We start from the raw sequence: 22,219 nt of genomic DNA, 5'->3' as shown, positions 1-22,219 counted from the left end.
GAAACTTCCTTTGGCTGTGGGGGGGGTCGGGGGGGGGGAGGCCCCCCCGGTCGGGGGGGGGGGGGGTTGGGTGTTGGGCGGGGGGGGGTAAGACACCCCCACCACCACCATCGACCACAATCACCGTATGAACACCGCGACCAGCCTGAGCGCCTTTCTCCGCATGCGCCGCGCCCGCCTCAACCCGCGGGACATCGACCTGCCGGACTTCGGCGGCACACGCCGGGTTCCCGGCCTGCGCCGCGAGGAGATCGCCCAGGTCGCCGGGGTCAGCGTCGACTACTACACCCGGCTGGAACAGGGCCGCGTGGCCAACCCCTCGGACACGGTGCTCGACGCCCTCGCCCGCGCACTGCGGCTGAACGACGACGAGAGCCGACACCTGCACCAGCTGGCCCGACCGCGACGCACCGCCCGCCCGCCCCACGGCCCCCAAGTCGGCCGACAGCGCGTGCGCCCGATGCTCCGGAGACTGCTGGACGAACTGACGCACACACCGGCCATGGTGATGGGCCGGCACATGGACATCCTGGCCTGGAACCCGGCAGCGGTCGCCCTCTTCGGCGACTACGCCGCCACGGACCCGGCCAAGCGCAACATCGCCCGGATCACCTTCCTCGACCCGGCGTCAAGACAGCTGTACGCGGACTGGTCCTCCTGCGCTCGCGAGAACGTGGCCTACCTCCATCTGGAGGCCGGACGGAACCACCCCACGGACCCGCGACTGGCCGACCTGATCGGGGAGCTGTCGCTGCGGAGCGAGGACTTCCGCCGCTGGTGGGCCGAACACCCGGTCCAGGACAAGACCTCGGGCACCAAGAGGTTCCACCACCCCCTGGTCGGCGACCTGGAACTGACCTACGAGACCCTGCGCCCCGCCGACGACCCCGAACAGGCACTGATCACGTACGCCGCCCAGCCCGACACCTCCTCCCACGACGCCCTCCGCATGCTGCTCGCCTGGAGCGCCCCCACACCCGCCGCCCCCCAGAGGACCGACACCGTTCTGCCATGACCGCACGCACAGCTCTGACGAGCCCGACGCCGTTCGGCCCGGCGGGATCGGCGCAGGCGTCCGTGGGCCCGGCACGGGCCAGGGCGGCCCGATCGGATCCGGAGCGCCCGACCATGAAGTGAACCCCCCTCCCCAGCACGAGAAGAGGTCCCAAGGTTCCCTTCCGCCCCCGTACCCGCACCGCCGGCCCGCCCCGGGCTGCGGACCGCTCCCCGCCGGTCCTGCGCCGCCGGCCGAGCGGCCGCCGCCGCGGGGCGTACGGGCGGCCGGCCCCCGCCGGACACCCCGCGCCCCCGCCCTCTGCGGGTACGCCCGACATCCCGCGGCCCGCCAGAGCGCGGGGGCAGGCCCCGCCGCCCGCGGAGCCCCGCCCTCACTCCACGACGAGATCGGCACGAGCGCGGCCCGCGGCGATCAGCCGGGCGTTCACCTCGTCCGAGCGCTCCACCCACTCCCGCGCCCGCTCCGGGGCCTTGCCGTGCCGGATGTGACGGGCAACCAGCCGCCGCACCCGCAGCCCCTCCTCCGGGGCGAGGAACCACACCTCGTCCAGGAGCGGCCGGACCTCCGCCCACGCACCCTCCCCGTACAGCAGGTAGTTCCCCTCGGTGATCACGAGCGGGACCTCCGGGCCGACGGGGATGCTCCCGGCCACCGGCTCCTCCAGCGACCGGTCGAACGCCGGAGCGTACACCGGGCCGGGCCCGGGGTCCCGCAGCCGCCGCAGCAGCGCCGCGTACCCGGCCGCGTCGAACGTGTCCGGGGCGCCCTTGCGGCCGGCGCGGCCCAGCCGCTCCAACTCGGCCTGCGCCAGGTGGAACCCGTCCATCGGCACCACCGCCGCCAGGCCCCGCCCGAGGGCCGCCGCCAGGTGCGCGGCCAGCGTCGACTTCCCCGCCCCGGGCGCCCCCGCGATCCCCAGGATCCGCCGGCCGCCGGCCTCCGCCAGCCGCCGCGCCCGCCCTTCCAGGTCAGCCGTGTCCATCCCCCCATCCTGCCCGAGCCGGCAGTCCGCCCGCCCCGCCCGGCGGGACTGTCGGAGCCCCCGCCTACCCTGGGCGGCGCACCGCCTTCCGGCCCGCCGCATCCGACCGAGGGACCCGCCCCGCCATGCACACCGCCCCGCCCCCGCCGTACGCCGTGCCCGTCGAGGGCGTGGAGCCCTTCGGCCGGCGCCTCGCGCTCGTCGACCGGCGGGGCCGGCTCGTCCGCCCGCCCGAACTCGCCGCCGTCGGCCGGTTCCACCCGGACGGCCGCGGCGGGTGGACGGCCCCCGCCGCGGACCTCGCCGGGCGCTGGGGCTACCTCGACGGGCAGGGCGCCTGGCGGGCCGAGCCGCACCTGGAACACGCCGGCGACTTCGACGACTCCGGGCTGTCCCCGTTCCTCTCCGGCGGACTGTGGGGCTACGCCGACACCGCCGGAACGCCCGCCGTCACCGCCCGGTTCACCGAGGCCGGACCCTTCCGGCACGGGCTGGCCGTCGTCCGCACCGCGGACGGCGTCGGCTACGCCGGCCCCGACGGCACGGTCGTCATCGGCGGACGCTACCTCCAGGCAGGCACGTTCGGGCCCGTCGGCCTGGGCGCCGTCCGCCTCGCCGACGGCCTCTGCGGCTACGTCGACCGCGACGGCAGGCTCGCCGTCCCCGCACGCTTCGACGGTGCGCGCCCCTTCAACGCCGCCGGGACCGCCCCCGTCCTCGTCGGCTCCGAATGGGGCCTGATCGACACCGCGGGGGAGTGGGTCCTCCCACCCCGCTACCGCATCCTGAACGCCTTCGACGACAGCGGCCTCGCCTACGCCTCCGGGGACACCGCCGACGACTCGTTCACCGGATACGTGGACCCGCGCGGGAACACCGTGCTGCGCCGCGAGAACGAGATGGACGACACCCCGGCCTGCGGCCTCGTCAAGGTCGGCGACGGGTACATGCGCGGCTTCCGCGACGCGGCCGGCGGGTGGGCCGTCCCGGCCCTGTACGAGTGGGCCGACCGCTTCGACACCGGAGGCGCCTGCGTCGCCCGCCGCTCGGACCCGCCGGCATGGGGCGTACTGCGCACCGACGGCCGCTTCACCGCCGTGCCGCACCCGGAACCCGTCACCGACGACGACGGCTGGATCACCGGCTTCGACGGCGGCCACGGCCTGGCCGCCTTCCTGGCCGCCGACGGGGCGGTGGTCCACGTCGACCGCGACGGCCGCGACGTGTGCCGCACCGAGGCGGCCGCCGACGGGAGCACCGCCACCCTCCGCGACGCCTCCGGTGCGGCCGTCTGGAGCGGCAGCGCGGCAGCCCGCACCTTCGAGCAGCCGGAAGCATGGCTCTCGGGGAGCATCCGCCCCTGCATCGACGACGCCGACGCCTGGGACGGCGACACGGCCGCGGCCGCCCGCAAGCTGCTGGAGGCGCCCGCCCGCCCCTTCCACCCCTGCTCGCTGATCTTCGGCGGCGACGACCCGTACGACCTCTCCGACCTCGACGCCCACGACCTGGAACGGGTCCGGCACGGCGCCCTCGCCGTGATCGCCACCAAGTGGCTGGCCGCGGAATGGATCACGGAGTACCCGTTCCTCCTCGACACCACCCAGGCCTGCTTCGACGAGATCACCCGCACCCTCGAACAGCGGCTGCGCGCCGCCTTCGGCGCCCCCCTGCCCGGCATGCGGACCAGCCTGCTCAGCGGGGACGGAGAGTGGTCCGCCACCTGGGAGGTCGACGGCCGGCACCTGGTCCTGCAGTTCTACGCCCAGGTCGGCGACGGCGACACCGAGTTCCAGGTGTGGCTGGCGGCCGCCGGCACCTGACCGGCGCCCCGCCCGGCTTGACCGCGGCGGCGGGATCAGCCGCTGCCCGGGTCGGGGAGCGGGGCCAGGCGCCGCCGCAGGAAGCCGACGGTCCGCTCCCGGGCGGCCAGCGCGGGATGCCCCTCCGCCTCCCGGACCTCCCGCGTCAGCACCGAGTGCGCCTGCCGGCCGAAGCCCGCCGCGTTGCCGGGCCCGGAGTCCAGCTCGATGTACTCGAACGCGTCGCCGAGCCGGGCGCGGAGCGTCGCGAACCGGTCGCCGGGGACCAGCCCGTCACCGGTGAACCGCGTCCCGAGGACGCACAGCCCGTCCTCCCGCATGCGCCGGCCCACGTCCCGCAGCTCCCCCTCCGACAGGCCCGCGTCCGCGCGGCGCGCGGCACCCAGCGGCAGCGGCAGCGACGGATGGCCGGCGACCGCGGCGAGCACCGAGTCGTCCACGGCCGCAGCGAGCGCGAAACCGCCCGTGAAGCACAGGCCGACGACGCCCACGCCGGGCCCCGGCGTCCGCGCGGCGAGGTCCCGCGCCAGGGCGCGTATCCAGTCGGCGACGGGCCGCCGGGCGTTCAGGGCGAGGGCCCGGAACTCGCGGGACACGCAGGCGCGCCCGATGACGGCCGCCGCCCGGACCGCGGACGGCGCGGCGCCGGGCGTGCCGAATAGCGACGGCACGACCACCGTGAACCCGCTGTCCGCGAGGTGCCGGGCCAGCCCGAGGACCTCCGGGGTGATGCCGGGCAGCTCCGGCAGCAGCACGACGCCGGGCCCCTCGCCCCGCTCGTACACGTCGTGGGCCGTACCGTTCCGGGAGAACCGGTCCCGGCGCCAGCCGGCGAGGGTGGAAACGGGCGCTGTTCCGCTCAAGGCGACCTCTCAGGGGAAGGCGTGCGGTGCGGTGCCCCCGCAGTATCCCCGCCCCTTCCGGCCCGGACGCCACCCGGGGCCGCGCCCGGTGCATGCCGCGGTGCGCCGGGGGTAGGCGGCCGACGAAGCTCGGGCCCGCACTTCCCCGGGAGGTTCCGATGGTCACGCCGCCGGCCGGCAGTCGGGAAGGCGCACACGGCGAAGAAGCACGGGACGCCCTCGCCGTCGAGGTCCGGCCCGAAGCCGGGGCGGTCGTCCTCCTGCTGGCCGGCGAACTCGACCACGACACCGCCGAGCCCCTGCGCGACGCCCTGCACGCCGCGCTGAACACCCCGACGGCGGCGGGCGGCGCACCCAAGCTGCTGGTGGACCTCTCCCGCCTGCGGTTCTGCGACTCGACCGGCCTGAACATCCTGCTCCGCGCCCGCCTGGTGGCCCGCGCCGCCGGCGGGGTGATGGAACTCGCCGGACCCACCCGGCAGGTCGCCCGGATGCTCCACCTCACCGGCGCCGACGGCGTCTTCCGCGTCCACCCCGACCTCGAGACGGCCCTGTCCGCTGCCGGGGCGGCGGGCCACGACACCTGACCGGTCACGACACCTGAACGACCACCAGGCTCGTGTCGTCCTCCGTGTCTCCTTCGGCCGCCCCCATCAGCTGGTCCGCCTGATCCTCCACCAGCCCCGGACGCAGCCGCTCGGCCGCCACCTGCAGGGAGGCGAGGCTTTCGTCCAGCCCGGTGTGCCGCCGCTCGATGAACCCGTCCGTGTACAGCAGCAGCGTGTCGCCGGCCTCCAGCTGCGTCGACCGCCCCTCGTACGCGGCCCCCGGCAGCGCCCCGAGCAGCACGTTCTGCGAACCGTCGAGGAACCGGGCGCGGCCGCCCCGCAGCAGCAGCGGCGGCGGATGCCCGGCCCCGGCCCACTCCAGGGTGCGGTCCGCCGGGTCGAACAGGGCGCACACCGCGGTCGCCGTGGGCTGGCCCGCCGTACCGAGCGCGACGTCGTTCAGCCAGCCCATCAGCTGGTCCGGAGGGGCTCCCGTGAACGCCAGCCCGTGCAGTGCCCCCCGCAGTGCGATCATCGCGGTGGCGGCGCCGATCCCGTGCCCCGCGATGTCCCCGACCGTCACCAGCACCCGGCCGCCGGGCAGCGGGTGCACGTCGTACCAGTCGCCGCCCACCCGGTCCTCCACGGCGGCCGGCCGGTAGCGGGCCGCGACCCGCAGCCCGGGCGGCGTCTCCAGCGACGGCGCCTCGGGGACGATCGCCTGCTGGAGCCGCAGCACCAGCTGGTCGCGGAGGGTGGCCTCGGTCTGGGCGGCGGACAGCTGCTCGAAGGTGGCGGTCAGCGCGAGCTCCGTGTGGTGCTGGACCGAGACGTCCTGGTAGACGCCGGTGATGCCGACGAGGGCCGAGCCCGACAGGACCGGCTCGGCGGCGATCCGCACGTGCCGCACCCCGCCGTCCGGCCGGTAGACCCGCACCAGGCACTGTCCGCCGGTGTGCCGGTCGGTGATCGAGGCCAGCAGCCCGTCCAGGACGACGGTGTCCTCGGCGTGCAGGCGCTTGCCGAGGGAGCGCAGCGGGAGGGGCGGGCCGCCGGGGTCGAGGCCGAACACCGCGTACGCGGCGGGGCCCCAGACCGACCCGCCGGCCGCGTCGTCCTCGAACGCGGCCAGCCGGTCGAGCCGGTTCAGGGCGCGGGCCAGCGGTGCCCCGCGGGGGCTGCCCGTGTGCCACAGCACGACGGCCCGCCCGCCCCCGAGCGGGAGCACCCGAACCTCGGCCATCCGCGGCCGGGAGGCCTCTGCCTCCGGTGCGGTGTCCGGCCGGGGGCCGGGCAGGGCGGGTGTGTACTGCGGTGAGCCCGCCGCGTTCGCCCGGGCGATCAGCCCGACCAGCTCGTCGTGGACGGCCGGGTACAGCTGCGCGGCCGGCCGTCCCGCGGCCGACGGGATGCCCCCCAACTCCCGCAGGGCGGCCGGGTTGAGGTAGTCCACGGTGTGCGCGGGCAGGCCCCCGGCCGCCGGCGGGCCGTCCTCGGGCTGCGGGCAGATCACGACGCCCGGGTGGTCGAGCTGTGCCAGCAGGGCGGCGAGCTGCACCGGCACGCCGCGCCCGGTGTCCTCCGCCTCCAGGTGGTGCGCGGCAGGCGCGCACAGGGCCGTGACGGTGTCCCGTGCGCCGGCGTCCAGGGGGGCCGGGCCGGGCCACACGGCCAGCGCCACACCGACCGTGCGGCCGTCCCGCTTCAGCGGCAGCAGCGCCCGGGCCGCGTCGGGCCGCCCGCCGGGGAGCCGCTCGCCGGGGCCCGGCCCCGAAGGGAGCCAGTCGGCCTCCCCGCCGGCCAGGACACGGTGCAGCGGACCGCCCGCCTCGGGCGGGATCCACTGCCAGTGGGCGGTCTGCTGCGGGTCCGCGCCGGCCTCCCCGACCAGTTCCAGGCAGTCCGTCGGGGTGCCCCGCCACAGGTACACGGCTTCGGCGCCCAGCCGGTGCAGGCCGTTCTCCAGCAGGGCGGCCGCCGCCTCGGCGGCGGTGGCGGAGGCGGCGGTCGCGGCGATGCCGCGCCGGATGCGGCGGGCCTCGGCTGCGGGGACCGCCCCGGCGGCACGGTCGGCCGTGTCGGCGGGTCCGTTGGAGACGTGCGTTCCGACGGCCGCGTTGACGATGTCGGCGGCCAGGTCGACCGCGGACAGGCCCGTCGACGCGGCCAGGCGCAGCAGGTGGTCGGTCGCCTCGACGGGGGAGAGGGCGAGCTGTCCGGCCAGCACGCCCGAGGCGAGGTCGATCAGCCGGCGCCGCCCGCGCTCGGCGTGCAGGGCGGACACCTCGGCCGTCAGCTCGGCGACGGCCGCGGCCAGTCCACTGCGCGGCACGCTCATCTCGGCTCCGATGCCTTCCCTGTCGGTGCCGGTGCCGGTGCCGGTGGCGGTGCCGGTGGCGCGGAGGGTTCGCGCAACGCCGGAACCACCGCCGCCGGCGGTACCGCGGTCGCTGCCGTGTCCGGGCATCGTGGTGTCGACCTCCGTTGCGTCTGCCCGGGCGCCCCTGCCGGCAACCCCGCCCGGAGCGGTGGTCAGGTGTCGGCCGCCTTCAGCCAGGTGCGGATCGTGGCGAGGAGTTCGTCGGGGTTCACCGGCTTCGTCAGGTAGTGCGACGCCCCGGCGGCCATGGCCTCGGACTGGTCGTCGGGCATGGCCTTCGCCGTCACCACGACGACGGGGAGCGACCCCCTGCCCGGCATGGTGCGGATCGCCCGGGTCGCCGCGTAGCCGTCCATGCCCGCCATCATCAGGTCCATGATCACCAGGTCGACCTCCGGGTGCGCGGCGAGCAGCCTGATCCCCGCCGCGCCGTTGTCGGCCGTCAGGACTTCGTGGCCCGCGGTCCTGAGGATCTCCGTCAGGGCGTAGACGTTCCGGCTGTCGTCGTCGACGACGAGGACGGTCCCGGCCCCGGTGCCGGGCGCGTCCTCCGCGGGAGGCAGGGCCGCCTCGGGCGCCTCGGGCGCCGTGGCCTCGACCGCCGCGGCGTCGGCCGGACCGCTTGGGTCCCCGGCCGCGGGCCGGGCCGGTTGCTCCGCCCGGCCTGCCGTCTCCGGAAGGTACAGGGTGAAGGTGCTGCCCACGCCGACGCTGCTCTGCAGGGTGATCGTGCCGCCGAGCAGCCGGGCCACCTCCCGGCTGATGGACAGCCCGAGCCCCGTGCCCCCGTACGCCCTCGCCGTGCCCCGGTCGCCCTGCTGGAACGCCCCGAAGACGGACTCCACGCGGTCGGCCGGGATCCCGATGCCCGTGTCGGCGACCCGGAAGGCCAGCACGGGCCCGGCACCGCGCAGCGCCAGCGGGATCTCCGGCTCCGCGGCCTGCTCCACCCGCAGCGACACCTGCCCGTGCTCGGTGAACTTCAGCGCGTTCCCCAGCAGATTGCGCAGCACCTGCCGGAGCCGGCCCTCGTCGGTGACCAGGGCGGCCCCGGCCCGCGGCGCGGCGCTGACCGTGAACTCCAGCTTCCGCTCGTCCGCGACGGGCCGGAACGTCGCCTCCGCATAGTCCAGCACGCGCTGCAGCGACACCGGCTCTCGGTGGACGTCCATGCGCCCGGCCTCGACCTTCGACAGGTCCAGGATGTCGTTGATGAGCTGGAGCAGGTCGGAGCCGGCGGAGTGGATGACCGTCGCGTAGTCCACCTGCTTCTCCGTCAGGTTCCCGTCGGCGTTCTGCGCGAGCAGCTGGGCCAGGATCAGCAGGCTGTTGAGCGGGGTGCGCAGCTCGTGGCTCATGTTCGCCAGGAACTCCGACTTGTACAGCGAGGCGCGCGCCAACTGCTGGGCCCGCTCCTCCAGTTCCTGACGGGCCTGCTCGATCTGGAGGTTCTTGCGCTCGATGTCCCGGTTGCGGTCGGCCAGCAGGGCCGCCTTCTCCTTCAACTCGGCGTTGCTGTCCTGGAGCTCCCGCTGCCGCGCCTGGATCTCCTGCTGGCGGGCGCTCAGTTCCGAGGTCAGCTGCTGCGAGCGCTCCAGCAGCTCGTCGGTGCGGGCGTTGGCGATCTGCGCGGCGACGTTCGCCCCGAGCAGCTCCGTGAACTGCTCCAGGAAGTCCCGGTGCAGCGGCGCGAACGCGTGCACCGAGGCCAGTTCGAGCGCCCCCAGCACCTGCCCCTCCACCATGATCGGCAGCACGATCAGCACCGAGGCGTCGGCCGACCCCGTACCGCTGGAGATCCGCGCGTACCCCGGCGGCAGGTTCTCCACGAGGAGCATGCGGCCGTCGGAGGCGGCCTGCCCGACCAGCGACTGCCCCATCCGGACGCGGCGCACCCCGGGCGGTGCCCCGGCGGGCAGCCCGTAGGAGGCGATCGCCGCCAGCTCCGTCCCGTCGGAGCCCTCCTCGGCGAGGAAGAAGCTGCCGGACTGGGCCTGCACCAGCGGGGGCACCTCGCGCATGACCAGCTCGGCCACCTCGGCCGGGCTCCGCCGGCCCTGGATGCCGCTGGAGATGCGGGCCAGGTTCGTCTTGAGCCAGTCCTTCTCCTCGTTGGCCCGGGTCGTCGCGCGCAGCGACTCGACCATCGCGTTGATGTTGTCCCGCAGCGCGCCGACCTCGCCCGGCGCGTCCACGGCGACGGTCCGCGTGAGATCGCCGCGCGCCACCGCGCTGGTGACCTCGGCGATGGCGCGGACCTGGCGGGTCAGGTTCCCGGCCAGCTCGTTGACGTTCTCCGTGAGCCGCTTCCAGGTGCCGGAGACGTCCGCCACCTCGGCCTGGCCGCCGAGTCGGCCCTCGCTGCCGACCTCGCGGGCGACGCGGGTCACCTCGGCGGCGAACGAACCGAGCTGGTCCACCATCGTGTTGATGGTGGTCTTGAGCTCCAGGATCTCGCCGCGCGCGTCCACGTCGATCTTGCGGGTGAGGTCGCCCTGGGCGACGGCCGTGGTGACCTGTGCGATGTTGCGGACCTGGTTCGTCAGGTTGTTCGCCATCGAGTTGACGTTGTCCGTGAGGTCCTTCCACGTGCCCGACACGCCGTGGACGGTGGCCTGCCCGCCCAGATCGCCGTCGGTGCCCACCTCGCGGGCGACGCGCGTGACCTCCTCGGCGAACGCCGACAGCCGCTCGACCATCGTGTTGATGGTCTCCTTCAGCTCCAGGATCTCCCCGTGGGCGTCCACGCGGATCTTCTGCGTGAGGTCGCCGCGCGCGACGGCCGTCGCCACCTGCGAGATGCTGCGCACCTGCGAGGTCAGGTTGTCGGCCATGCTGTTCACGCCGGCCGTCAACTGCCGCCACACCCCGCCGACGGGCGGCACCCGCGCCTGCCCCCCGAGGAGCCCCTGCCCGCCCACCTCCTCGGCCACCCGGGTGACCTCGGTCGTGACGAGGGACAACTGCGCCACCATGCCGTTGTACACGGCGGCGATCTTCCCGGGCAGCCCGCCGGCGTCCTCGGGCAGGCGTGTGTCGAGGTTGCCGTCGCGTACGGCGGTCAGCCCCGCGAGCAACTGCTCGAGTGTTCGGTCCGTCTCGTCCATGGGGCTTCCCTTGGCAGTCTCCTCGACTCCACTGTGGCACGGAGCACGCCTCCCGGCTCTCCGCCCCGCGCGCCGGCCGGCGGTGTGCGCGGGCGGCCTCCGGGCAGGAGCGGAACCATGGACACGGCACACACGGACCCGGCACACACCCGCGAAGCGGGCCCGGCGCCGCTCCCCGACGAGGGCGCCATGGTCGACGAGCACGGGCGCCCACCCGGCGCCCCCTCCCGCCGCGGCACCGGCTCCACGGCGCCCCCGGCGGACCCGGACCGCTACGCGGCCGCCAACGCGGAACCGGACCCGCCGAGGGCACCGCGGCGGGCGGATCCGCCCGGGGAGCCGCCCGCGGCGCCCGAGCCGCCCGGACCCGCGGCCCCCGCCCGCACTCCGGCCCGGTGACCGCCCTCCCGGCGGCCCGGGAACCGCGGGCCGCGTTTCGTTTCCGGGACGGCCGCGGGCCCCGTACCGCGGTTCCGGTGAATCCGGCCCGTACACCCGGACGGGGCCCAGCAGGGTGCCGCCCGGGCCGCCCGTGGCGCGCAGGGACGAGGCCGGGCGACTGACCGGGGCGGGCAGCGACGGCGGCGGGGCCGGCGGCCGCCCCGGCCCCGCACACGACGGGCCGGAACGGCCCGGCCCCCCGCCCCGAAGTGCGGCGGGGCCGGCCCCGCCGCCGCGGACGCGGTGCACAGCACCCTCGTCCGGACCCCTCCTCCGACGAGACCCGCGCGTACCTCGCCGACGCGTACGGCACCACCGTCCGCCTCGGCTCCGCGGCGCGCAGCGGCTCCGTCTTCCGCCACGAGCGGCGCACCTCAGGCGCCCTCTGCCTGGACGAAGGCCGCCTCGCCGCCTCGGTCGTCCACGAGGTGCAAGCCGCTCGACCGCGTCGTCGTCCTCGACGTGCTCGGCGGCCGGGTGCGGCTCGACTGCGGCCGCTCCGGCGCCTACGCCGCCGGCGGCGTCCTCCTCGCCGCCGCGCCCGGCACGCCGACGCGCACCACCGTCGAGCACATGCACGCCCGCGCCGCCGTCCTCCCGCCGGACCTGCTGCCCCATGTCGCCGGGCTGCGGGCCGCGCCCATCCCCGCCCGGGCTGCACACCGGCGCCGCGTCCGCCGAAACCTTCCGCCGGAGCGCCGCCGTCCGCTGCGCCTGGAGCCTGCTGGACGACGGCCCCGCCGCCACCGGCCCCGGCACACACCTCGTCAGGGACGCCGCGGCCCGCCCCCTCGCGGCCGTCCCCCTGGAGGCTTTCCGCGGCTTCCGGACCCGCCCCGACCCCCTCGCCCCCCGGCGCGGGACGCGTCGGCCCGGCCGCCCTGCGCCGCGCCGCGGAGTTCCCGCACGACCACGCCGACAGGCCGATCGGCCCGTCGGACCTGGCTGACGCGGCCGGAGTGCCGCCCCCCCCGTCCTCCAGCGGCGCTCGCCGAAGGCCTCGGCAGGACGCCCGCGCCTGCCTCCGGCGCGTGCGCCTGACGCGGGCGCACGCGGACCTCGCCGCCGCCGGGCCGCCCGCCGCGTCCCGGGCGCGGTCGCGGCCGTCGCGGCCCGGTGGGGCTGGGGCCGGCCCCAGCCTCTTTCTCGGCCGCGTACGCCGCCGTGTACGGGGCCGTCCCTGGCGAGACCTTGCGCCGGACTCCGCCGCCCGGGTGAGCGGCCGACGGATTTCGCTTTGCGGACGGTCCCGGACCCGCCCGGGCCCCCGGGCCCCGGGGATCCGCAGAGCGAAACGATCCGGCTGCGCCGGGCGTGTCGCCTCCCGCGCACCGCGCCGGCCGCGGGGTACACCTGGAGGGCCGCACGGCCGGCGCGGCCGCTCGCCAGTCGGCCGCCCCGGCGCCCTGTTCCGGTACCACCCCCAGAGGAAGGAGCGCTCGTGCTGGAGCGCACCGCTCGAAAGAACCGCACCGAGGTGACGTTCGTCCTCCCCCCGGAGGAGCCCGCGGGCGACGTCAGCGTCGTCGGGGACTTCAACGACTGGACGCCCGGTACCCACCGGCTGACCCCCCGGGCGGACGGGAACCGCGCCGTCACCGTGCGGCTGGAGGCGCAGCGGGTGCACCAGTTCCGCTACCTCGCCGCGGGCGACTACTGGTTCAACGAGGACGAGGCGGACGGCCGCGACGGCGTCAACAGCCGCCTGACGACCTGACCGGCACGCGCGGCCGGACCGGGTGCGCAGCTCGAACTCGGGGGAGTTGCGCACCCACCCGTGCGCCGGGCCGCCGGGGGAAGGCCGTGGAACCGGCCCGGTCCGGGATGGCCCCCGGGGAGGTGACACCGGCCACGGCCGCGCCGGCGAAGTCCACGTCGCGCCGGCGACTGCCCACCTCCGGAACGGCTCGCGACGTGCGCGAAGGACAGGGCCCCCGTAGACAGCCGCCAGTTGCCGGTCGTCCGGGGGCAACGACCGTCCCGGGAACGGCCGCCTGATCCGCCCGGGCTTCTTCTCCGAGATCGATTCTCCGCCCCGGGGATGTACCGCCCGCCTGCGGAGACCGGGCGCTCGTACCCTCCCGGCGAAACGGATCCGGGGGCACCGGAGGGGGCCCGTCACGCCACGGCCCGTGCGGCCGCCTAGGACCGGCGTCAAGAGCGGCCCGTGGGGGCTGGTCCGTGCGGGTGACGTACGGGGGGTTTCGTTATCCGGATACATCCGGCCGGGCCCCGGCCGCGGCCGGGATGCGCTGGCCGGTGCGCGAAACTCCGGCCGGCCGCCGCTTCGCCGGGCGATGGCGGGGCGGCGGGTCCATGGGGTAGGTGTTGCGCCTCGACCCCCTCACCGAGGCGGAGGGGAGCCGGGGAAGCGGGCCGGATACGGGCAGGAGTTCCGGTACGCCGTGCCCGGGCCGGCACGAACTCCCGCGTCCGGCCCGGGCGAAGCCCCACAGCGGCTGCGGATGCGGACGGACGGGAGGGAGGGACCGGATGCCCCTGACTCTCGAACCGGGGCGCCGCCGGTACGCGGCGAGCAGCCCCGACGCCGCCCGCGCCTTCCTGGAGGAGGCCTACGGGTCCCGGCTCCGCATGTGCGCGCCGACCCCGCCGGGGGTGCCGTACCGCCTGGTCCACACCGACACCGGTGCGTTCGCCGGCGGTGAGGTCGACCTGCCCGGCCGGCTGCACATCACCTCCGGCCCGCCCGGCGGGCTCGTCGTCGCCGTGGTGCGGGCCGGCCGGCTCGACCTGCGCGACGGGGCCGACGAGTACCGGCTCACCGCAGGCAAGGTCTTCCTCGGCGGGCGCTTCGGCAGCGCCCGCACCGCCCGCACCGAGGACATCCGGCTGCGGACGGTCGTGGTGCCCTGGGCGCTGGTCCGCTCCGCCGCCCGGCAGGCCGGACCCCTTCCCGCCCGGGGCGCCGTGCGGTTCACCGGGCTGCTCCCGATCGACGCGGCGCGGGCCGAGGCGTGGCAGCGGACTGCGGAGTTCGTGCACAGCACCCTCCTGGTGCCGGAGGCGGCGGCGTCGCCGCTGGTCGTCGGCGAGTCGGCCCGGCTGCTCGCGGCGACCGCCCTGAGCGTGTTCCCGAACAACGCCCTCGCCTGCCTGGAGGGGCCCCCGCGGCCGCGGGACGGCCGGGACGCCACCTCCGACACCCTTCGCCGCGCGATCGCCTTCATCGAGGACAACGCCGACGCCGACATCGGCCTCGCGGAGATCGCCGCGGCCGTGCCCGTCACCCCCCGCGCCCTCCAGTACGCGTTCGCCCGGCACGCCGACACCACGCCGCTGGGCTACCTGCGGCGGGTGCGGCTGGCCCACGTGCACGCCGAACTCCGGTCCGCGGAGCCAGGCGGCGGACTGACCGTGACCGCGATCGCCGCCCGCTGGGGCTTCGCCCACGCCGGACGCTTCGCGAGCGCGTACCGGCAGGCGTACGGGACGACGCCCTCGCGCACCTTCCGCTCCCGCAGCCCGGTCCGCTGACTCGGCGGCGGGGTCCCGGCGTCAGCCGCCGCCGGTGCCGGCGGGCAGCCGCGCGAAGGGGCCCGTCCCCAGGCCGGCGAGCACGTCCCGCGGCCCCTCGTAGACGGCCTCGGCGCCGGCCGCCCGCAGCTCGCCGGCGGGGATCCCGCCCGACAGGACGCCGACGCGGGCCACCCCGGCCCGTGCCGCCGCCCGCATGTCCCACACGGTGTCGCCGACGAACACGGCCCGGTCCGCCCCGACGCCCGCGAGGTCGAGCGCCTGGTGCAGCGGCTCAGGGTGCGGTTTGCCGTGCTCCACGTCGTCCGCGCTGGTCCAGGCGGTGATGGCGTCGTCCGCGCCGATCGCCCGGCGCAGCGCGCTCAGTTGGGCGCCCGAGGCCGAGGTGACCAGGACGACCTCCCAGCCGTCGCCGGCGAGCCGGCGCAGCAGGTCGGCGGCCCCGTCCAGGGCGGGGAGCCGGTCGTAGTACGTGGCGTACAGGACGCCGTGCGCGGTGTGGATGTGCTCGTACTCCTCCTCGTCGCCGGGGCCGAGGAGGTGCCGGACCAGGGCGTCGCCGGGAAGGCCGACGGCGCGGTGCACGGCCCCCATGGGCACCCGGTGCCCGGACTGGCGCAGCGCCTCCCACCAGCACACGACGTGCAGGTGGTTGGTGTCGGTGAGGGTGCCGTCGATGTCGAACAGGGCGGCCCGCCCCGTGTGCCCGGTCACGGCCGCCGTCCCGCCCGGGCCGGGGTGCGGGGCTTGGCACCGGCGAACACCCGGTCGGAGGCCTCGGTGCGCAGCATCCCCAGCACGTCGGACTGGTGCCGGGCGCGGGCGAGGAGGGCGTCGACGCGGCCCCGGTCGATGCGCGGGTCGGTGTCGGCGACGGCCTGGAGGGAGCGCCAGCAGTCCGCCTTCCCCTCGACGCCGAGCCGCATGGCCTCCAGCTCGACCGCGTCGCTGAGCGGGGAACGGCTCAGCAGGCGGCCGTTGAGCTTGAGCCGGCCGGCTTTCTCTCCGATCCAGCCGAGGGCCGCGCGCCCGTACGGCAGGGGCAGGTCGAGGGCCGTCATCACCTCCCGCAGGGCGTCCCGGTCCTCCTCGGCCTCCTGGGCCAGCCGGGCCAGTCGGGCCGCGGCGGGGCCGCCCCGGTGCTGCCGGGCGATGCGCCGCATGAGTTCCAGCCCGGCCGCGGCCCCCGCGAGGTGGTCGCCCACGTACAAAGCGAGCAGTCGTCTCGGCTCCGGTTCGGAACGTTTCCTCACGGGGCTCTCCTCTCCGGCCGCTCGGACATCGCCGCACGCTCCGGCTCGCTCGCGCGACGTGCCTGTCCGCAGCAGCGCATGCCCGGCCCGGCGGCCCGGAAACGCGGGCCCGCGAGCCGCCGGCCGGGGCCGCAGGACGCGGGCGGCGGGAGCGTTTCGCCGCGCCCGGCAGGGGCAGGTGCCGTGAGCTTCAACGCACGGCCATGGAGGCACCATGTCAACGGAAACCCTCGTCGCGATCATCGTGGCCTGCGCCTTGGTGCTGATCCTCATCGGCGTGGGCGTGTGGACGGCGACGCGCAGACGCCGTCTGCAGCGCCGGTTCGGCCCCGAGTACGACCGCACGGTCGAGCAGTCTGGCGGCCGCATGTCCGCCGAGCGGGAGCTGCGCGGCCGCGAGCGGCGGCACGACTCCCTGGAGATCCGGGAGCTCCCGCCCGAGGCGCGGGAGCAGTACGCCCGGGACTGGGGCCGCATCCAGGAGCGGTTCGTCGACCAGCCGCAGACGGCCGTGGCCGACGCCGACTCCCTCGTCACCCGCGTCATGCGGGACCGCGGCTACCCCACAGACGGCTACCGGCAGCAGCTCCAGGACCTGTCGGTGGCACACGGCCGCACCCTGGAGCACTACCGCAGCGCCCACGACGTACACATCCGCAGCGGTGCCGGAAGCGCGACGACCGAGGAACTGCGCGGGGCGATGGTGCACTACCGGGCCCTGTTCGACGAACTCCTCGTCGCCCCCGGGGGCCGGCAGCGGACGGAGGAGCCATGAACGACCACGTGACACGCGACCCCCACGACTCCGACGACTTCCGGTCCGCCGGCGAGGGCACCGGATCCGCCGGTACGGGCCGGTCCCACGGCGGGCTGACCACCGAGGAGCTGGCGCAGCCGCACGGCGGCCCGGACCCGGACGCCGGCGCCGGGGGCGGCGCCCCGGCCTACCCGGGCGAGGCCGCTCCGCTGGCCGGATCCGAAGCCGAGGGGACGAGCGGGGACAGGGCCGGGGAGCCGGCCGAGGACAGCGGTACCGCGGCCGGCTCCGGGACCGACGCCCACGCCGGCACCGACGGTGACGGCTCGGACGGCGCGGCGGGCGACGCGGGCCGCGGCGGAGGACAGCGGCTGATGCCGGAGTCCGAGGCCGCGGACTTCCGCGAGCGGTGGAGCCGCATCCAGAGCGACTTCGTCGACGACCCGCGCGAGTCCGTCCGTGCGGCGGACGAACTGGTGGCGGCTGTCATGCAGCACCTGGCCGCCACGTTCGCCTCCCACAAGGAGGAGCTGGAGAAGCAGTGGGGCAGCGGCGAGGAGGTGGCCACCGAGGACCTCCGGCTGGCCTTCCGCCGCTACCGCTCCTTCTTCGACCGCCTGCTCACCACCTGAGCCCCGACCCCCTGGTGGCCCGGCCACCCGAGCCGCCGGCCCGCCGGCCCGCCGCCCCCGGCGGGCCGCCCGTACCGGGCGCCCGCGGCCCCGTCAGGGCGACGGGCTGACCTGCACGGTGGCCAGCGCGCCCCCGGCGGCCTCCTTCACCACCGCGATGCGCGTCCCCGTGTCGGGCACCTTCACCCCGACCTGGGGCAGGTCAGGGTGCCAGTAGGAGCCGCGGCGGTCGTCGAAGACCGGGACGCCGGGCCGCGACGGGACCACCGTCGGGACACCCGCCTTGTGGAGCACGACCCGGTCGGAGGCACGCAGCGAGAACGGCGCGTCGAACGTCTGCGCACGGGCGTTCAGCAGCGAGCCGTCCGCGTGCCGCAGGGGATCCGGCCGGGCGTCGATCGGCAGGAGCATGCCGGCGCCCGGGTGCGCCTTCGTGGTGTTGTCGCTGTATGCCGTGTCCCACAGCCAGACCAGCACACCCTGCTGGTACGGGTAGAACTCCACCCGGTCGCCCGTGAAACCGAAGTTGTACGGGCCTGTCTTCAGGTACGCCCCGTACCCGGTGTGCCGGCGGTTCTCGACCAGGTACGCGCGCGGGTGCTCCGCACTGCCGGTCCGCCCCTCCGTACGCGACCACTTGACCGCGGTCCAGCCGTTCGCACCCTGCTCCGCGCCGTCGCGCAGCACCTCGCGGCCGTCCGCCGTGATCCGGATGTCGTCGAACGCGACGCCCTTGCCGTGGGTGTTGCCGTCGGAGGTCACCCGCAGCCGCAGCCGGAAGGAGGTGCCCGCGAACCGGTCCAGCGGGACGGACAGTTCGGTCCAGCCGCCGGAGGTGCCCGAGACGCCCTTCGCGGGGATCGGCGCCCCGCCGACCGTGCCGGGCAGGGCGGTCCACACCGTGCCGCCGTCGGTGGAGGCCTCCACCGTCAGGAAGTCGAAGTCCTGCTCGATGTCGTACCAGACGCGGGCGTCCAGCAGGGCCGGCCGGCCCGCGGACCCCGTCAGGTCGACCGTCCTGCCCAGGGTGTTGTCCATGAGGTCGCCGGTGCCGCTCCACCACTGGCTCGCGCCCTGGTACGGGTCGGCCAGCTCGGTGCGGGTCACCGACGGCGGCAGGTGCACGAGCAGCGCCTGCGGGTTCTCGGTCTGGTAGCCGGACACGCCGAGCACGGCGCGCGTCCTGCGGCCCGCGTCCGCCTCCGTGTAGTCGAGCCAGCCCAGCTGGAGCTTGCTCCACGGGTCGAGGTCGCCCGGGAACGCGCCGGTCGTGTTGCGGCCCTTGCCGAGGTACGAGCCCGAGGACATCAGCGACCAGTAGTTGACGCTGTTGTCGCCGTCCGAGCTGTACAGGTCGGGCAGGCCCAGGTCGTGGCCGTACTCGTGGGCGAACAGGCCGGCGCCGCTGTTCTCGCCGCCCGTCAGGTAGTCGCCCGCCCAGATGCCGCTGTCGCCGACGGGCGTGCCGCCCGCCTTGTTGCCGTCGGGCCCGGCGCTGCCGGCCCGGTCCCAGTACGCGAACCAGCGGTGCGCCCACACGGCGTCCTTGCCCTGGGCGCCGCCGCCCCACGTCTGGTCCTTGCCGGCGTGCACGATCACCAGGTGGTCGAGGTAGCCGTCGGGCTCGTCGAAGTTGCCGTCGCGGTCGGCGTCGTAGCGGTCCCACACGTCGTACTCGGCGAGCTGCGCCTTGATCTGCTGGGGCGTACGGCCCTTCGCGCGCTCGGCGTCGTACCAGGCGGCGGTGGCGTCGCGGACCATGTCCCAGTTGGTGCGGCACTGGCCCGGCTCGGAGCAGTTGTCGGTGCCGTAGCGGGCCTCGTTCCAGGGGAGCCGCACCCAGTCGGTGACGTGCCCGTCCATGTCGTAGCGCCCGGAGGACTGGAGGCGGTAGTAGGCCCGCACCGACGCCGACCCCGGCTCGGCGGAGAAGAACTGCTCCTGGTAGTAGGCCCGGTCGAAGTCCTTCCGCCACAGGGTGTGGTTGTCCTCGCGGGACGGCCTGCCGATCGTGTTGTGGCGCGGGCCGGGGGTGCCGCCGAAGCGGGGCTTGCCCTCGAACTCGGTCGTGGTGTCCACCTGGTCGCCGAACTCGGCGAGGATGACGAAGACCTTGTCCTTGCGCTCCCGGGCCAGTTCGACGTACCGGTCGCCGACCTTGGCCTGCCGGGGCACGGTCCCGGGGCGCCGCTGCTCCCGGAGCCCGGCGGGCCCGCCGGCGGCGATGCCCTCGAGCGCCTGGCGGCGCAGGGCCTGGCGCTCCTGCTCCAGCGGCGCGGGCGGCGGGGCGGCGGCGTGCTCGGCCTGGACGCCGGGAGGCGGGGGCGGGGGTGCGGATGCGGCGAGGGCGGGGGTGGTGAGCAGCGCGAGCGATATCGACGCTGCCACCACGGCGAGTCTGCGCAACGTGGCGGCCCTTTCACTGGGTGGGGCATGCAGAAGCGCAGGTAATATTTCACATGTGACAGGTCATCGGTAGAGGCAAGGTGCCGGCCGAAAGAACCCGCATCCCGAACGTCCCTGCCGCCGCCGGAGCGGCTACCGCTCCTCGGCCACGACAGCGGCCCGGAACTCCTGCACGGAATCCGCGCCGGTGTACAGGGTCTGCGCCACCACGACGCCCGCGTCCCCGAGGTCCAGCCGGACCGGCCGGCGCAGGCGGACGGCGACGTTCACCGTCTCCTCGGCCGAGCACGCCACCGCGGTCGGATCACCCGGCACCGGACGCGGCCCGCGCCCCGGAACGCTCCGCAGGGCCGCCCCCACTGAGCCGACTGCCCCCCGCGGTACGCTCACCTCCCCGTACAGGCCGGTCCGCAACACCAGGCTGTCCCCGACGACCTGGTGCACCGCACGCCGCAATGCGGCCGCCGCGCCCACGAACCCGAGCACCACCACCGCCTCCAGCACGCCGTGCGCCGTACGCAAGGCAGGGGGAAGTATCGAGGAGAGCAGGAACGCCGCGACGAACTCCGCCCCCGCCAGCCCCAGCAGCATCTGCCGCCGCCCCGCGGAGTGCCGGACGCCCGCCCCGCCCGTGCCCCGGGCCGGACGGCCGCCTCCCGGCAGCAGTGCGGCCGCACACAACCGCACCCTCCCCCTCCGCGACGGCCGCTCCGTCACCACTCCGGCCATGACCTCGGACGTCTCCACGCTGCCCCCTCCGTGCGGTGCCGTGCGCCTGCCGCCCCCAGCCTCGGCCGGGACCGAGCCGGAGGGAAGTGACAGTTGTCAGCGGAAGACCTGCCCCTCTCCCGGTGCGCCGGGTTTCTCGGCGGGTTACTCGACCGGGGCCCAGTCCAGGGTGCGCTCCACCGCCTTCTTCCAGCCTGCGTAGCCCTCCGCCCGGCGGTCCTCCGACCACTGGGGCTCCCAGCGCTTCGACTCCTGCCAGTGGGTGCGCAGTTCGTCGCTGTCCCGCCAGAAGCCGGTGGCCAGGCCGGCCGCGTACGCGGCGCCGAGTGCGGTGGTCTCGGCCACGACCGGGCGGCTCACCGGTACGCCGAGCACGTCGGCCTGGATCTGCATGCACAGGTCGTTGGCGGTGACGCCGCCGTCGACCTTCAGCACGTCCAGGTGGACGCCGGAGTCCTGCTCCATCGCCTCGACGACGTCGCGGCTCTGGTAGCAGATGGCCTCCAGGGTCGCCCGCGCCAGGTGCTCGTTGGTGTGGTAGCGGGCGAGCCCGACGATCGCACCGCGCGCGTCCGAGCGCCAGTACGGGGCGAACAGGCCGGAGAAGGCGGGCACGAAGTACATCCCGCCGCTGTCCTCGACCGCCGCGGCGAGCCGCTCGCTCTCCGCCGCGTTCGTGATGATCTTCATCTGGTCGCGCAGCCACTGCACCGCGGACCCGGTGACGGCGATGGAGCCCTCCAGTGCGTACACGGCGGGGCTGTCGCCGAACCGGTAGGCGACGGTCGTCAGCAGGCCGTGCTGCGAGCGGACCAGCTCCGTACCGGTGTTCAGCACCAGGAAGTTGCCCGTGCCGTACGTGTTCTTCGCCTCGCCGGGCGCGTAGCAGACCTGGCCCACGGTGGCCGCCTGCTGGTCTCCGAGCACGCCGGTGATCGGGATGGCCGCGCGCAGCGGCCGGGAGGTGCGGGTCGTCCCGTACGCCTCGCGGTGCGAGGAGGCGTTGATCGTGGGCAGCATCGCACGCGGGACACCGAAGAACCCCAGCAGTTCGTCGTCCCAGTCCAGCGTCTCCAGGTTCATCAGCATGGTGCGGCTGGCGTTGGTGACATCGGTGGCGTGGACGCCGCCGTCGGGCCCGCCCGTCAGGTTCCACAGCACCCAGCAGTCGGTGTTGCCGAACAGTGCGTGGCCCTGCTCCGCCGCCTCGCGGACCCCGTCGACGTTCTCCAGGATCCACTGGATCTTCCCGCCGGAGAAGTACGTCGCCGGCGGCAGCCCGGCCTTGCGGCGGATCACCTCGCCCCGACCGGACCGCTCCAGCGCGGCCGCGATGGCGTCGGTGCGGGTGTCCTGCCACACGATCGCGTTGTAGTAGGGGCGGCCGCTCCGCGGGTCCCACACCACGGTGGTCTCGCGCTGGTTGGTGATGCCGATGGCCGCGAGGTCCTCCGGCGCGAGATTGCCGTGCCGCAGCGCGTTCTGGATCACCGAGTTGGTGCGCTCCCAGATCTCCACCGGGTCGTGCTCGACCCATCCGGGGCGGGGCAGGATCTGCGCGTGCTCCAACTGGTGCTTCGCCACCTCGTTCCCGCCGTGGTCGAAGATCATGAAACGGGTGCTGGTGGTTCCCTGGTCCACCGCGCCGACGAAGTCCGCCATGGGTGCCGCCTCTCGTAGGGACAGGGGGGACCGGGGTGGGGGGGGGGGGGGGGGGGGGGGGGGGGGGGGGGGGGGGAGGGGGTGGAATTAGAGGGGTGGGTGTTGGGGGGGGTTTTTTGTTTT

Annotated in this window: 17 protein-coding genes; 8 read left to right on the top strand and 9 right to left on the bottom strand. The window is 75.7% G+C overall.

The window, feature by feature from the left end; all coding sequences use genetic code 11:
- Positions 1-127: 127 nt before the first annotated feature.
- Positions 128-1,015, top strand: coding sequence for a helix-turn-helix transcriptional regulator (locus ACZ462_RS30735; protein ID WP_467809849.1), 888 nt, complete (start codon positions 128-130; stop codon positions 1,013-1,015).
- 373 nt (positions 1,016-1,388) lie between these two features.
- On the opposite strand, the gene ACZ462_RS30730 is transcribed toward ACZ462_RS30735, so the two are convergent.
- The gene (locus ACZ462_RS30730; RefSeq protein WP_467809848.1) at positions 1,389-2,000 is read right to left on the bottom strand and encodes a nucleoside/nucleotide kinase family protein; all 612 of its coding nucleotides are present in this window, start codon (positions 1,998-2,000) and stop codon (positions 1,389-1,391) included.
- A 125-nt stretch (positions 2,001-2,125) separates the two neighbouring features.
- Here ACZ462_RS30730 and ACZ462_RS30725 point away from each other — a divergent pair, with 125 nt between their 5' ends.
- A complete protein-coding gene (locus ACZ462_RS30725) occupies positions 2,126-3,823 on the top strand; it encodes a WG repeat-containing protein (protein ID WP_467809847.1) in 1,698 nt (565 codons plus the stop codon).
- A gap of 35 nt (positions 3,824-3,858) precedes the next feature.
- Here the strand turns inward: ACZ462_RS30725 and ACZ462_RS30720 are convergent, their stop codons facing one another.
- Positions 3,859-4,686, bottom strand: a complete 828-nt coding sequence (locus ACZ462_RS30720; RefSeq protein WP_467809845.1) for a dienelactone hydrolase family protein — start codon at positions 4,684-4,686, stop codon at positions 3,859-3,861.
- A 158-nt stretch (positions 4,687-4,844) separates the two neighbouring features.
- On the opposite strand from ACZ462_RS30720, the gene ACZ462_RS30715 reads away from it, so the two are divergent.
- A complete protein-coding gene (locus ACZ462_RS30715; protein WP_467809844.1) occupies positions 4,845-5,273 on the top strand; it encodes an STAS domain-containing protein in 429 nt (142 codons plus the stop codon).
- Positions 5,274-5,277: 4 nt separating this feature from the next.
- Here the strand turns inward: ACZ462_RS30715 and ACZ462_RS30710 are convergent, their stop codons facing one another.
- Both ACZ462_RS30710 and ACZ462_RS30705 read right to left on the bottom strand, forming a co-directional pair.
- Positions 5,278-7,701: a SpoIIE family protein phosphatase gene (locus ACZ462_RS30710; RefSeq protein ID WP_467809843.1), complete on the bottom strand. Its 2,424-nt coding sequence runs from the start codon at positions 7,699-7,701 to the stop codon at positions 5,278-5,280.
- 65 nt (positions 7,702-7,766) lie between these two features.
- Positions 7,767-10,721, bottom strand: coding sequence for a HAMP domain-containing protein (locus ACZ462_RS30705; protein ID WP_467809842.1), 2,955 nt, complete (start codon positions 10,719-10,721; stop codon positions 7,767-7,769).
- A gap of 117 nt (positions 10,722-10,838) precedes the next feature.
- Here ACZ462_RS30705 and ACZ462_RS30700 point away from each other — a divergent pair, with 117 nt between their 5' ends.
- The 3 genes from ACZ462_RS30700 to ACZ462_RS30690 all read left to right on the top strand — a co-directional run bounded on the left by ACZ462_RS30700 (position 10,839) and on the right by ACZ462_RS30690 (position 14,657).
- Complete coding sequence (locus ACZ462_RS30700; protein ID WP_467809841.1) at positions 10,839-11,120, top strand: hypothetical protein; 282 nt, start codon at positions 10,839-10,841, stop codon at positions 11,118-11,120.
- 1,483 nt (positions 11,121-12,603) lie between these two features.
- Complete coding sequence (locus tag ACZ462_RS30695) at positions 12,604-12,879, top strand: isoamylase early set domain-containing protein (RefSeq protein ID WP_467809879.1); 276 nt, start codon at positions 12,604-12,606, stop codon at positions 12,877-12,879.
- A 776-nt stretch (positions 12,880-13,655) separates the two neighbouring features.
- The gene (locus ACZ462_RS30690) at positions 13,656-14,657 is read left to right on the top strand and encodes a helix-turn-helix transcriptional regulator (RefSeq protein ID WP_467809880.1); all 1,002 of its coding nucleotides are present in this window, start codon (positions 13,656-13,658) and stop codon (positions 14,655-14,657) included.
- 21 nt (positions 14,658-14,678) lie between these two features.
- Here the strand turns inward: ACZ462_RS30690 and ACZ462_RS30685 are convergent, their stop codons facing one another.
- Positions 14,679-15,371: an HAD family hydrolase gene (locus ACZ462_RS30685; RefSeq protein ID WP_467809881.1), complete on the bottom strand. Its 693-nt coding sequence runs from the start codon at positions 15,369-15,371 to the stop codon at positions 14,679-14,681.
- Complete coding sequence (locus tag ACZ462_RS30680; protein WP_467809882.1) at positions 15,368-15,910, bottom strand: hypothetical protein; 543 nt, start codon at positions 15,908-15,910, stop codon at positions 15,368-15,370. Before ACZ462_RS30680 ends, ACZ462_RS30685 begins: the two co-directional genes overlap by 4 nt.
- A gap of 214 nt (positions 15,911-16,124) precedes the next feature.
- On the opposite strand from ACZ462_RS30680, the gene ACZ462_RS30675 reads away from it, so the two are divergent.
- Positions 16,125-16,685, top strand: coding sequence for a hypothetical protein (locus ACZ462_RS30675; RefSeq protein ID WP_467809883.1), 561 nt, complete (start codon positions 16,125-16,127; stop codon positions 16,683-16,685).
- Positions 16,682-17,299, top strand: coding sequence for a hypothetical protein (locus ACZ462_RS30670; protein ID WP_467809884.1), 618 nt, complete (start codon positions 16,682-16,684; stop codon positions 17,297-17,299). Before ACZ462_RS30675 ends, ACZ462_RS30670 begins: the two co-directional genes overlap by 4 nt.
- Before the next feature lie 93 nt (positions 17,300-17,392).
- Here ACZ462_RS30670 and ACZ462_RS30665 read toward each other — a convergent pair whose 3' ends face one another.
- The 3 genes from ACZ462_RS30665 to glpK form a co-directional block, all read right to left on the bottom strand.
- The gene (locus tag ACZ462_RS30665; protein WP_467809888.1) at positions 17,393-19,690 is read right to left on the bottom strand and encodes an immune inhibitor A domain-containing protein; all 2,298 of its coding nucleotides are present in this window, start codon (positions 19,688-19,690) and stop codon (positions 17,393-17,395) included.
- Positions 19,691-19,837: 147 nt separating this feature from the next.
- Entirely contained in the window at positions 19,838-20,452 is a 615-nt protein-coding gene (locus tag ACZ462_RS30660; protein ID WP_467809886.1) for a hypothetical protein, read from the bottom strand.
- A 126-nt stretch (positions 20,453-20,578) separates the two neighbouring features.
- Positions 20,579-22,096, bottom strand: coding sequence for a glycerol kinase GlpK (gene glpK, locus ACZ462_RS30655; RefSeq protein ID WP_467809887.1), 1,518 nt, complete (start codon positions 22,094-22,096; stop codon positions 20,579-20,581).
- Positions 22,097-22,219 lie beyond the last annotated feature (123 nt).

This window comes from Streptomyces sp. NPDC031121 (assembly GCF_055570615.1).
The sequence above is the reverse complement of the archived record's forward strand: the minus strand, read 5'-3'. Positions and strand labels throughout refer to the sequence as shown.